This is a genomic window from Mesorhizobium sp. WSM4312 (genome assembly GCF_002294875.1).
In the GTDB taxonomy this organism is placed as follows: Bacteria; Pseudomonadota; Alphaproteobacteria; order Rhizobiales; family Rhizobiaceae; genus Mesorhizobium.
Genome location: NZ_NSFU01000039.1, coordinates 1 through 12603, shown reverse-complemented (window position 1 = coordinate 12603; position 12603 = coordinate 1). Strand labels below are relative to the sequence as shown.

Annotated in this window: 6 protein-coding genes; 1 reads left to right on the top strand and 5 read right to left on the bottom strand. The window is 61.3% G+C overall.

All coding sequences use genetic code 11. From position 1 onward, the window contains the following. Nucleotides 1-81 precede the first annotated feature (81 nt). The 5 genes from CK228_RS33880 to CK228_RS33860 form a co-directional block, all read right to left on the bottom strand. A complete protein-coding gene (locus tag CK228_RS33880; protein ID WP_095790601.1) occupies nucleotides 82-2316 on the bottom strand; it encodes a polysaccharide biosynthesis C-terminal domain-containing protein in 2235 nt (744 codons plus the stop codon). Between the two features lie 79 nt (nucleotides 2317-2395). Continuing rightward, nucleotides 2396-4600 carry an exopolysaccharide transport family protein gene (locus tag CK228_RS33875; protein ID WP_095790600.1) on the bottom strand — a complete coding sequence of 735 codons (2205 nt, stop codon included), beginning with the start codon at nucleotides 4598-4600 and terminating at the stop codon, nucleotides 2396-2398. Between the two features lies 1 nt (nucleotide 4601). After that, complete coding sequence (gene asnB / locus CK228_RS33870; RefSeq protein WP_095790599.1) at nucleotides 4602-6599, bottom strand: asparagine synthase (glutamine-hydrolyzing); 1998 nt, start codon at nucleotides 6597-6599, stop codon at nucleotides 4602-4604. 1 nt (nucleotide 6600) lies between these two features. Further along, the gene (locus CK228_RS33865; RefSeq protein ID WP_095790598.1) at nucleotides 6601-7860 is read right to left on the bottom strand and encodes a polymerase; all 1260 of its coding nucleotides are present in this window, start codon (nucleotides 7858-7860) and stop codon (nucleotides 6601-6603) included. Continuing rightward, nucleotides 7857-9080 (bottom strand): glycosyltransferase, encoded by a 1224-nt coding sequence (locus tag CK228_RS33860; protein WP_095776096.1) that lies wholly within the window; start codon nucleotides 9078-9080, stop codon nucleotides 7857-7859. Before CK228_RS33860 ends, CK228_RS33865 begins: the two co-directional genes overlap by 4 nt. Nucleotides 9081-9534: 454 nt before the next feature. On the opposite strand from CK228_RS33860, the gene CK228_RS33855 reads away from it, so the two are divergent. Beyond that, nucleotides 9535-12147: an AMP-binding protein gene (locus CK228_RS33855; protein ID WP_245438179.1), complete on the top strand. Its 2613-nt coding sequence runs from the start codon at nucleotides 9535-9537 to the stop codon at nucleotides 12145-12147. Nucleotides 12148-12603 lie beyond the last annotated feature (456 nt).

Below are 12603 nucleotides of genomic sequence, written 5' to 3'. Positions count from 1 at the left end.
TTGCAGGCACAGGGCTAGCGGTCGCAGGCCGATCGATACGCCGGCGCCGTCGTGAGGGACATCATCGATGGATAGGCCACCTCATTTGCCGGCCTTCAATAACCAGTTCCATTGTTGGCCGCCAATCGCGCTTGGCCTGATCGAAAGCAGGGCAGACACCAAGCCAGGCAGGATCTTCAGTCGCTTGCCGATATAGACGGCCATGGCAACGTTCCAGATGGCCAGGGCAAGCGCGACACCGACAGCCGCGCCAATTGGGCCGTATATCTCGACGCCCACGGCACAGGCTATGATGTTGGCGGCCGCACCGGCGATCATGGTCGTTGCCGCGGCCCATTCGTTTCCGGTCATCGCCAGCAGATTCTGCTGAGGCCCGCACAGTGCAACGAAAACATAGCCCAAAATGAGCACCCGCGCGATTGGCGCTCCCGCAGCAAAGCCCTCCCCGAAGAAGCTCAAGAACGGCTCGGCGATCATCATCATTGGGACGGCCACCGCGATGGCGCCGCCCGCAGACAGCAAGGTGGCCCGCGCGAACAGCTGCTGCAGGCCTTTATGATCGCCTCTGGCGTGCAGATCGGCCGCTGTTGGCGAAAACATGGTAGCGACAGCGATGCGGGAAAGCCCCACAAGCATCGCCACGTTCAACGCCAGGGCGAAAATACCGGCCTCACGGATATGATCGGTCCAGCCCAACACCAGCACGCCGGCACGACTGACGAAGACATCGAGGCCGGTGATGAGCATGAGCGGCGGGACGGCAAGCCACCATCCCCTCGGGTCGTAAGCGGGCTGAACCTGCCGCAGGCCAGGTGGTTCAAACTTCCTGGCGGTGATGAACACCAGCCCAACAGTGATGGCGGAACTTGTCAGCACCGCCAGCATCACCTGCGGGGCGTGCACCACCCACAATCCGGACTCGGCCATGATCGCCACCAATACCAGCAGCAGCCCGTCTCGCACGATGCGCTCCGGCAACAATGCCGAAACGACGCCGCCGAAAGCACGCACAAGCGTAGCGCCAATGGCATAAGCGGTAATCAAGGGTACGGCCGCCATGCCAAGCATGGTGCTTATCTCAAGCCCTCTCTGCGTATGATCCGGTTGCGCCTGCTCTGAAAAGAAGAGGACCAAGGCAGCACCCGCCATCCCGAACAGTGTCGCCGCGAGCAGCGATCTCCGCAGGGCGAATTTTATCACCCCCCGCGCCAGATCAAGCCTGCCGTTGGCTCTATAGGCGGGCACAAAACGCAGCAGGGACACATTGAAACCAAGCGTTGCCAGATAGGCGAGCACGGAGGTCCAGGCCAGAACGTAGGCATAGATCCCGTAGTCGTGAGGCCCGATGAGGCGCGCAATGGCCAGCTGTGCAAGGCTGGTCAACCCGGCACCTCCGATGTAGATCAAGAGGGCGAAGACGCTCGCCCTCGCGAGCCGCGAGCCGACGTCCTTATTTCGCCGGGGTGTGGCTATTGGAAGAGCACCGGCGGGATGACCCGGAGACTTTCGAGACACGCGACTATCGATTGCCGCAGCATGCGCAAGTGGTGCGCTTTCTTTTTGGTTTCGATTTGCGAATCCTTTATCCATCCGTGAAAGCGCGGAAATGATTTGCTTCTCGACCTTACAAATACTTTTGAGCCCAGATTGACTGTCGGCGTTCTCGACGGAAACGACACTTCGGCCAGAAATCGCGAGAAGATCGTTTATCGATTCGAACACGCCAAAGGCGCTCATATTCACGTCCAAGTCGGCCTCGAAAATCCGCTCCGCCGGCGGCTCGTGCTCCATCCGATGTCGGAGGCGACTCTCCACGACCGCAGATGGCACCACCAGCCTGATGGTGAGATCGGCCGGCGGCGCGAGACTGAGTGCCTTTTCGAGCGCTTCGCGGTCGGTGCCCCCATTGAACATCGCCAGCGATCCAATCGCTTGAACGTATCCTTGATCGAATATGACAATTTCGGGCGATTGCTTCGCGGCGCTCCAGCAACGCGAAAGGTGCAAGATATATCGCCAGATCCGGGCGCGCCATATTCGTTTCTTCGGCGGTATCAACTTCACCATCGACACCGAACTTGAAATATCGTCCAGTCGCCCGATCGAGGATAGAAATATTCCCGCAGTCGAGAATATCGCCGATGCTATTCTGGAAACGAACAGAACGATCCCAAGGTCGAAGCTTCCGGCCCTGGTGCTGGGCTGATAGCTGAGAGCGACCTTGGCGCGATAGCCTTTCCCGCGCAACTGCTGGGCGAGCGCATGCGCAAATGTTGTTTTGCCGGATCCTGGCGGTCCGAAAAATTCAATGATCATTCTGGGGCAGGCCCGATTGTTGGAACGCAGTTGGTTCCCTGTGGCATTTTTTTTTGAAGAACGCAGACGACGGTCCTCATCAAACCCTCTCCAACAGCAGGTCGGCGTTGTCCTCGAGCCTGGAGCCGGCGTACCTCTTTAAATTCACTTGGGTGAGCACACTCCCGACCGGAACGGTGGCGGATCCACCGGCACGGAGCGACTCCAGAACGCCACGGGCGATGCCGCGCCTCGTCTTGGCCCAGCGAACGGCAAAAAGCACTGCATCGGCCCAGCGCTTCAGGAGCCTGGTTTCGGGACCCCCGAGTCCCAGCGGCCCGTTGATGATGACAACGTCGTAGACCGAGAGCAGTTCTTCGGTGAACTGGGATTTGTCGACCGTGGACAGAAGCGTCAGCAGATCATCCGAAGGTGCTGGAGCGGCCATCAGATCGATGCCGATTTCTGGCATTCTCGTGATCGCATCCTGGAGCACGCAGCGTTCACTCACATAGTCCCCAAAGGAGTTGTGAGCCTTGATGGTGCCGAATTCGCCACGAAACTCGTTCGTGAGGCGCGCGTCCTTGCGGTCGAGGTCGAGGAAAAGCACCCTTCCTCCCAATCGCGTTGCCGCTAGCGCCAGGCTCCACGCCAACTCTGTCTTGCCATCGTCCAGGATGCTGGACGTCACGAGGACGATGTGCGGCGGTTGCCCCCTTCCCTGAGTTGGCGCCGCAGTGACCAGAAGGGATGTCGCCGCGCGACTGAACGGCGAGTTCTGCTGGCCCAGAACCAGATGCCGCAGTTGTCTGGCGTGGAGTCCCGAAACCTTAGGAAGCAGTCCTACGCACGGGACCCCAAGCTCGGCTTCGGCTTCAGCTTCGCTGCGCAAGGTCTGGTTGAACATGTTACGGACCAGGACGAAAACTGCCGCCATCAGACCAAATACGATCATGCCGGGTGGAATCAGGAAAATTCTCGACAGGGTGCTGGGATTTGACGGCGGCCATGCCGTCGACAGGACCGCTACACCTGGCGAGGGAGCGGCGATGCGCCGAATCAAGTCCTGCTGCCGGCTAAGGAGCTCGTTGTAGTGCTGTGTCACGATGGTGACCTGCGGCTCAAGGGCACGCAAGCCGGAAAGCTGGCTCGCAGTGTCGGCCACGGCCGCGTCGAGCACCCTCTTGCGATCCTCGAGAGCCGTAACCTGGGCGCGGTAGACGTTTGCCTCGGCGGCGATGCGCGCGATGCCCTGCTCTATCTCACGGTTGATCGCAGTGCCCAGATCGCCGTCCGCAGCGGCACCCGACTGACGTGCCACGAGGTCGGCCAACACAGGCGATCCGATTTCCTCAGCGATGGCCGATACAGGGGCGCCCGCCTTTCGCAGGTCCTCGATATGGCGAAGGCGCGATTCCGAGGCGGAAAGATTGGCTTTCGACAAGAAAATCTGTCGGCCAAGTTCCGCTGTCTCATTGGCTGCGTTGTTGGCCGCGCTTTGATCAACGGCGCCATGCGTCAGCCGGTACGTCTCCAGCCGATCGGTCGCGTCGACCAGGTCCCTTTGTACTTGCGGCAGGCTGGCGACCAGCGATTCCAGTTCGCGCTGATCCGATGCACGCCGTTTCTGTACGAGATCCTCGATATACACCTGAGCGAATGTGTTCGCGACAAGCGCGGCACGCGCCGGACTGGTATCGGTGAAGCCGATTGTGATGACGCGCGAGCGCAGCTCTTGTCCGACCCTCATTCCGCTCCGCAGCGTCTTCAGCGCGGCGGCATCCGCAGCCTCCGGATTTTCCACCGCTGGCTTATCCTTCGACCAGACCCGGCTCAGCAGATCGCTCACGAACGAGCCTGCGGTGGGCGGGACGGCACTGATGCCGCTTTTTCCGGCGGCGTCGGCTGCCTGCGGTTGACGCAGTGCCGTCAGAACTCGACGCAGGTGGGCTTGCGACGAGAGCATCGTCAAATGGTCATCGATGCTCGAATCCAGCGAGTCTTGAGCGGTCGCCGTAGCGTTCGAAGTGCCGGTGCTCGGGGCATCGATGATGATCTGGGTCGCCGCCTCGAACAGCACCGGACGAGCAAGGCCCGCGAGGCCGGCCAGTATGCCGCCCAGAAGGGCGACGGCAAGCAAGAGCCATTTTCCCGTCGCCAGGGTGACGACGAGCTGATGGAAGGGAGACGGCGGTTGCATGGGCTCGCGCGGCGGTCGTCTCATCCGCGGATTGGTGTCGAGCGTAGCGACGGCCATCTGCGTAGCACGCGGAAGCCTGGCGCGGCTGGCTATGGAACCTTCCATCTCAATCCCCTGTCAGTTCGATATCATAAGAAGGGCGCGATGCCGGCGCCGATGGCCGCATGGCTTCGTTGCGCCATGCCTGGAACATCAGCAGCGGCCACAAGTCACGAAAATGATCCTGGTTTCCATGCAGATGATCGCGCCAACATGCGTCGACCTTCGCACAGTCGATGACCCCGTCTCCGGACAAGCGTGTCGTGGCGATGATATCCGCTGCCCAATCGCGCAGGGGTCCTCTCAGCCAGGCTCCGACCGGAACGTCGAAACCCTGCTTGGGCCGATCGACCAGTCGGCGCGGCACATAGCGATCAAGGAGCTGGCGCAGTATCCATTTGCCCTTGCCACTCCGGACCTTGGCATCGGTTGGCAGGCGCCAGGCGAATTCTACGACGCGATGGTCCAGGATCGGGCATCGCCCCTCGAGGCTGTTGGCCATGGTGGCGCGATCGAGCTTCACGAGGATGTCGCCGGGGAGATAGCCGGTCATGTCGTCGAACAGCAGGCGTGACAGCAGGTCGTCGAACTGTGTCGCGCCGGCATTGGATGCCGCTGGTTTGTGATGAAGAAGTTTGTTGGTCGAAGATTCCGTCAGCCGCTGAAGCAGTTGGTCCTCATTTGCCGCTGCGAACAGGTGGGCGAGGCGGTTCAACCGATCACCGCGCAATCCGTGCCGCACGTTCGCCGAAAGCGGCAGGCTGCCGAAAATGTCTTTCTGGGAGGCCTGGGCCAGTAATCCTGCCCCCGCCGCCAACATCCGCCGAATTGATGATGGCAGCTCGTGCTGCCTTCTGAGACGGGTTGCCAGGAAGTGTCGAGAATAGCCTGCGAAGCACTCGTCGCCGCCATCGCCCGACAGAGCTACGGTGACGTGTCGCCGGGCGAGGCGCGACACCAGCAGCGTCGGTATCTGCGACTCGTCGGCGAACGGCTCGTCCCAGATCCTCGGCAGGTCCGGAATGACCTCAAGCGCCGCGGCCGGTGAAAGATGAAGTTCCGTGTGATCGGTGCCCAGATGCCGTGCAACCGCGGCCGCATGAGGGGCCTCGTCGAACCCGCTCTCGCCGAACGCTATGGTGAACGTGCGAACGGGCTTCGGGGACTGCGCCTGCATCAGGGCGACGACCGTCGAGCTGTCAATTCCACCCGACAGAAAGGCGCCAAGCGGCACATCGGCAACCATTCGTTCTTTGACGGCGAGGCGAAGCAGGCTGTCGAGTTCGGTCGTAAGGTCCTCGTCGCTGCCGGCGATCGGATCCCGCTGCGCCTTGCAGGCGACATCGGCAAGCGACCACCAGCGGCGAATGCGATGCGCAAGCGAGCCGGCGCCACGGGCATTGGCGAAATCCTCCGCCGTCACCGACAGGACTGAACCGGGTGGCAGCTTGAACACGTCCTGCCAGATGCAACGGTCATCCGGCACCCACCCTTTCGAAAGCATCGTCGCCGCCGCATCGACATCGAGTTCCGGGGCGAATCCCGGGAAGCAGGTGATCGCCTTCAGCTCCGAGGCGAAGACAAGCGCTTCCCGTGTCGAGGCGACATAGAGCGGCTTTTTTCCCATTCGGTCGCGGGCGAGGTGGAGAATCCGGTTCTTCAGATCCCATAGCCCGAAAGCGAACATGCCGGCGAAGCGCGCAAGTGCCGCCTCGAGGCCCCAGCTCTCGATCGCGCACAGCATCACTTCCGTGTCGCTGGTGCCGCGGAAATGGTGGCCCGCCCCTTCCAGTTCGCGGCGCAGATCGCGAAAGTTGTATATTTCGCCATTGAAGGTAATGACATACCGGCCGCTCGCGGAGTGCATCGGCTGGCGACCCGCCTCCGACAGGTCGACGATGGCCAGACGCCGGTGCCCGAAGGCGATCCCGGCTTCACGGCTCATCCAAAGCGCCTCGCCATCGGGCCCGCGATGACGGAGGGCCGTCATCATCGGCCCGATCGCCCTGAGCGCGTTCGTATTGGCTGCATCGGGCGCCAAGAGAATTCCGGCGATCCCACACATTCTAATATCTCCTCTGGCGAGCGATCGCGGGGACCGCCTGCGGCGTTCCGGCGACAAGGCAGAGGGTCAGACAGAACCACACGATCGGATGGCGGATGATCAGGTGAGGAGCACTGAAGACAGCGATCGATGCCACGAGCGCCATGAGCGTGTCCTGTCTCGCACCCCAGGCGGACAAGGCGGCCGAGCCGAGGATCCACAGCAAGGCCAGGACCGAAATCAGGCCACCCTGAGTGTAGAGATCGAGGATCGTGCTATGGGCCTCGAAAGGCCGCGGCAGAAACTGCTGATCGACGACGGAGGGACGATCAAGGTGCGGGCCTGGTCCGAGACCCAGCGATCCGGATCTTGCTCCCTTGTCCAATGCCTCGTCCCAAAGCTGGAGGCGAAGTGCCGCGGTTTCCGCGGTTGCTTCCCCGCCCTTGTCCTTGGTGAGGCTCTTGGCGAAGTTTTCGGCGTTGGCGGCCTCGCTGAGGGCGTAAGGCGTGATGGAGACCGCCAATGGAAGGAATCCAATGGTGAACAGGAGGGCTAGTTGCCGTGAAAGGCTGATCTTGCCGCCGTCGCTAGTGAGCCATGCCCGAATCCTCAGCCCAAGAAGGATCAGGCATGCCAGGATCGTCGTATAGAGATAGGTATCGCTCTTTGTCAGCCTTCCGACATAGAAGGTGAGGATCAGGCTGGACAGCCCGAGACATCTTCCCCATGGATTGCTGGTGGTTGTGGCAAGATGCAGGGCCAATGGACCGAGGAGCGCGCAGTAGAGCGCAAGCTGGTTCGGATTGTCAGACCAGCCGCTGAAGCGGTCCCAGAACCAGGGGTGGACGCCAGACTGATGGATCCAGCCGAAACCAAGCCCCACCTGAATGACAAAGCCCGCATTCGCGATAGCGATCATCCACCAGGCGATGCGGCGTAAACGGGAAGCTGCGTTGGGTTCCGCGGCAGCCAGGCAGGTAACGCAGGCCAACAGCACATACGCCATCGTGTCATGCAACAACGGATCGAGGAACAGCGTCGTCGTCAGAAAGCCGATGATGGAACCCACGCCCAGGGCAAGCGTCAGGATCACCCAGAAACATGCGAGTTTGGTGAAGGCCGGCGTAACCTCGAGTCGGCCACCGGCAAGGATGCGGGTGATCGACAGCAATATCCAGAGCGTGAGGGACAGTTCGCTGTAGCCGAACGGCAGCCCCGGGATGCTGAGCTGCACCGCGTAGGACATTGCGATGCCGAAGGCCAGGATCACATCACGGATCATTGCCGCGCCTCACCCAGTCGGGGGGCCCGCGCACCCTCTTCCCGCGAGATCACGGGCGCGGGCCGAGCAAGACTGCCGCGGTATTTGCCACCGAGGACAGTCTTGTACAGATCGCAATACTGGTCGACGACCCACGACAGCGAAAAGCGCTCCCGCACGAGGCCGACGGAACGGCTGCCCATGATCTTGCCACGGGCGCGGTCGGACAGAAGATCGATTATCCTGGACGCCAGGCCATCGGCATCGCGCGGCGCGACAAGATAGCCATTCCAGCCATCTTCAACCACGTCATTGCAGCCGGGCATTCTCGAGGCGACGATTGGCAACCCGGACAAACCCGCTTCCAGCAGGACGCGCGGAATACCCTCGCGATACTGTGTTGGAAACGCGAACAGATCCGCCATGCCAAGGAGAGCTGGAACGTCCCGCCTTGGCCCCAGGGCGACGACGTAAGGAGCATATTGTTCGATATCGGACCTACTGACCGCGAACGGACCTTCAGAGTCCTGCGGACCGACAAGCACGAAACGCGCATTGGGCCTCTCGGAGAGGACGCGGGGAACCGCCTTGATCAGGGTCGGAATCCCTTTCTGGCGAGTCAGCCGACCGACAAAGATTACGACTTCGGCCGATTGAAGCCCAAGCTCCTCGCGCATAGCGGCGGCCGAAGGGCCACGGTATCTTGCTGTCGAGAATGCATTCGGGTCGATTCCAGAACTCCGGATCAGTCGCCCTTTGCCGCGACCCGCCAGCCGATAGCGGTCGAAGAAGGCCTGATCGTCACGATTCTGAAAGACCGTCATGGCTGTCCAAAGCGACGCCAGTCCCTGAAGGCCACAAAAGACCGGACGCAGCGCCAGCGCCCGCGGTTCCCGTGATGAGAATGTCCAACCGAGCCCATTGATGGTGCGAATGACCGGAACCTGGCCGCGCACGGCCAGAGGCGTCAGGAGGTTGGGCTTGGTGTCGAAACTTTGAACAATGTCCGGACGCAGTTCGGACATCAATTTACGGATCGCGCTGACAGCGCCCCATTCTCCACCGCCGCTGGCAAAGCGGTCGAACCCAAACCGGCGATGCGGAATGCCGTGAGGTGAAAAGGCGTCTCCGGCATCGCTCGAGACGGCAGTGACACGAAAGCCCCGTTCACGCAGCGCCAGAAGGAACGGAATTCTAAGCCGGTGATCCTCGCCTCCTATGCAAACCAGATGCGGACTCATCCTGTCCCTCCTGGATGCCGGCAGAATCCCCATCGCGCAAAACCGCTGGCCCTGTGATCTGTTTTCACGGTCCGGCGTCATCGCCCCAGTACGCACAACACCCAGCCTCACGCTAGGAGCAGGCTTGCGCGTTGTCCTCGTCTGTTTGAATGAAGCAAGGAATTGGGCGATGCGGTGATGCAGCGCAAGCGCCGTCGGATCGATGAGTTGAGCGGGAACTCATTCGTTCTAACGATGCCAGGGCCGACATGGTCGCGTACGACACGGCAAAGCCAATCAGCAAAACAAGGGGGCTGTGTTGGAGACGTCGGGGTACCCGCGTTTAGAAAGCCGTTTTCCACGTGCCTTGCCATCCGTTGGCGGACCGACAACGGATCAAGATGCTGCGACAGCTCGCAACAGCAGCCCTCCAGGCGGCTTCACATGGAAACAGGCCTCCACCCGCCCTCTGGATATGGACGGACCAACCACCCGTTTCTTCCCGCGGATGGGCGACGACTTCTCCGAAAAATCGGCGTTCTCGCACCTGGAGCGGGTTGTCGAAAAATACCCGGCCAAGATCGCGATCAGTGACGGCTCTACGTCCCTCAGCTTTTCGGAACTGCTCAACGCAGTCCAAAACCTGGCGGCAGCGATTGCCGGTTCAACTCCACCAGGCAAGGCGGTCGGGATTCTGATCGGAAATACCCTCTGGTATCCGGTGGCCATGCTCGCCGCCATGCGGGCCGGCAGGCCCGCCGTGCCATTGAACCCCCGGGATCCATTTCAGCGCCTCGCGGCAATTTCCACCAGCGCGCGGCTGGCAGCGATCATCAAGCCAGGGCCGGGCAAGCCGGCAGGCTGGCCGGATGCCCCCTCGCTTGAATGGATCGACGCGGCAAGTTGCACGGCCGCAACGCGGGATGGCAACCTATCGGCGTTGCCGCCCGAAGTGCCGGTCGATGCTCCGGCAATCGTTCTGTACACGTCAGGTAGCACCGGGGCGCCGAAAGGCGTAGTGAACAGCCAGCGGGCGATCCTCCAACGCGTTCAGCAATATGTGGATGCCTGCCACTTCGGCCCCGACGACGTCTTCATGCCGCTGACCGGGCCGGCGACGATCGCGGGATGCCGCGAGATGATGACCCCGATGCTGTGCGGCGCCACATTGTACCTCTCGGATATAGAGAGCGCCGGTATTCGCGCCGCCCGCGACAATTTCGAGAAGTGGCGGGTGACTGTCGTCTATCTCGTGCCGGCGCTGCTGCGTGTGTTGATGAATGGTTCTGCGCCCAACACATTCTCTTCCTTGCGGATCGTGCGGGTCGGCGGAGAAAAGATTCTATGGTCCGATATCGACCGGCTGCGCGGCAGCGTTCCCGAGTCCTGCCTTGTCCAGATCAGCTATTCGTCCACGGAAACGACCGGCACGCAATGGTTCCTGCCGAGGGGCTACCAGGAACGCGGCGCAACGGTCCCGGTTGGCTTCGTGCTACCCGGCATCGAATACGCCATCGTGGATGAGAACGCATGCGAGGTCGCCCCGGGCGATGAAGGAGAGTTGCTGATCAGAAGCAACTACACCACGCTTGGTTACTGGGCGGATGGGGAAAACGTCCCTCTTCAGGCGAACGCCGGCAGCCCCCTGCTTCGCACCTTCGCAACCGGTGATCTGGTCAAGGTCGACGACACCGGAATGATGTGGATCGTCGGACGAAAGGGACGCCAGATCAAAATCAACGGAAGGCGGGTCGAACCTGCCGAACTGGAACTCGTCCTGCGCCGGGCGCCTCAGGTGGATGATGCCGTTGCGGTGGTGACGGACGCGAACGAACTGGTGGCCTTTGCCGTCCCGGCCAGACTTGGCGGAAGTGACTTCATTGCTGAATTGCGCGACCTGATCAGGACGGCCCTGCCGCCCGCTGTTCACCCGACGCGCCTGCACAGTGTTGCCGAGATACCGCGGCTCAAAGGCGGCAAAGTCGACCGTGTCAAGCTACGGGAACTGGATCGCGCACTGAACGCGCAAGACGCCCAGAGCACGCCCATGGCCCGGCAAGCGGCAAACCCGCTTGATGTCGAAGGCACCGCGGCGGCCGTATGGGAGAGGATTCTCCCGGGCAAAAGGGCAGCCGGCAGCCGCTGGGATGATGCCGGCGGCGATTCATTGAAATTGCTGCAATTCGTCATGGAGCTGGAGACGGCTCTGGGGCGGGAACTCAACCTAGACGCGTTCACGGTCGGGATGAGTTTTGCCGATGTCGTCCGGGCAGCGTCTCCAGGGCAAGACACAAGCAGCTCGCTTGTCGAGGCTTGCGACCCGAGACCCGTCTTGTTCATTGTGCCTGGATCGATAGGCTACGGTCCAAGCCTGGCGGCCTTCGGTGCGGAGATGGGCAATGTCGCCAGGGTTGTTGCCGTACGCTACGGGGATCTGAACGATCTGCTGAAGGGACATGGCACGATACCGCGGATGGTGGATGCGGTTGTCGACCAGATCAGCCAGGCCCAGCCCGATGGCAATGTGAAGCTGATCGGTTATTCGCTTGGCGGCGGCGTCGCCTTCGAGGTTGCCGCCAAACTTGTTGCCGCCGGTCGGTCGGTCACGTTCCTGGGAATCCTCGACACCAATATCGGGCCTGGACAGCACAACTATCGTGAAAGACTCGCACGCACCGCCCAGCGCATCCGCACGCATCGAGTGACGGTGGATCGCATGATTTTGCGGGCTCTGGCAAAATTGTTTGCCCAATTTGGCGCCGAGGCTGCGCTTGCGAGGGGCATCGACTGGCTGCAATGGAGGCGCTTCGCCAGAACACGATTCATCTTGCGCCTTGAGCTTGAAGAAGTCCTGCGGATGCGTGCATTTGGCCAGTGGCTCGCGCAACCGAAGCCCACATTGCCGATTACCGCCACCGTGTTCCGATGCAGGCGCACAGGCGTTCCGTCCGACCTTGGCTGGAGTGCTTTCGTCACCGGCCTAAACATAGTTCCGATCGTCGGCGGGCACCTGGACATGCTCGTTGAACCCTATCTCAGCCACAACCGTCCGCTAATAGAAAGAGCCCTTGTGGTGAGCGGCGCATAGTGGGTGATTCGCACACCCGCAGGCTGAATCGAGACAGGATGCCCATGTATCTTGCTGACGCATCCACAACAAATCCGCTGGCACTGCCGCCGTGGCGAGAACAGCCTGGTCCTGCGTCGCCGCGCTGAAATATCCCTAAACAATCAACAAGTACCAGGCCCAGGGCAGCCTTCCCATCGCATAGGCTCTCCTTGCCATGATCAACGATTCTATCAATGGGCGCCGGTATTTGATTTGGCCCTAATATATCCTTTCCAATAGGCAGGCACGGGGCACCACCGAATTGGACGAAGGATATCTGTATGACAACCCTCCACTATGCCTCGGGTGGATCGGCCTCGGAGGTCGCAACCGCCGGGTTCAATCTTGTCGACGTTTCATCCGTGGACGAACTCAACGCCTTGCCGGCTGGCACGAAAGGTCTGGTCTGGCTCGATGAAGCCAATGGCGCAACCT

Bases quoted from the DNA above. Each gene is read 5' to 3' on its own strand.
- CK228_RS33875 (WP_095790600.1), bottom strand. From the start codon at position 4,600: ATGGAAGGTTCCATAGCCAGCCGCGCCAGGCTTCCGCGTGCTACGCAG.
- CK228_RS33865 (WP_095790598.1), bottom strand. From the start codon at position 7,860: ATGATCCGTGATGTGATCCTGGCCTTCGGCATCGCAATGTCCTACGCG.
- CK228_RS33860 (WP_095776096.1), bottom strand. From the start codon at position 9,080: ATGAGTCCGCATCTGGTTTGCATAGGAGGCGAGGATCACCGGCTTAGA.
- asnB (WP_095790599.1), bottom strand. From the start codon at position 6,599: ATGTGTGGGATCGCCGGAATTCTCTTGGCGCCCGATGCAGCCAATACG.
- CK228_RS33855 (WP_245438179.1), top strand. From the start codon at position 9,535: ATGGACGGACCAACCACCCGTTTCTTCCCGCGGATGGGCGACGACTTC.
- CK228_RS33880 (WP_095790601.1), bottom strand. From the start codon at position 2,316: ATGATCATTGAATTTTTCGGACCGCCAGGATCCGGCAAAACAACATTT.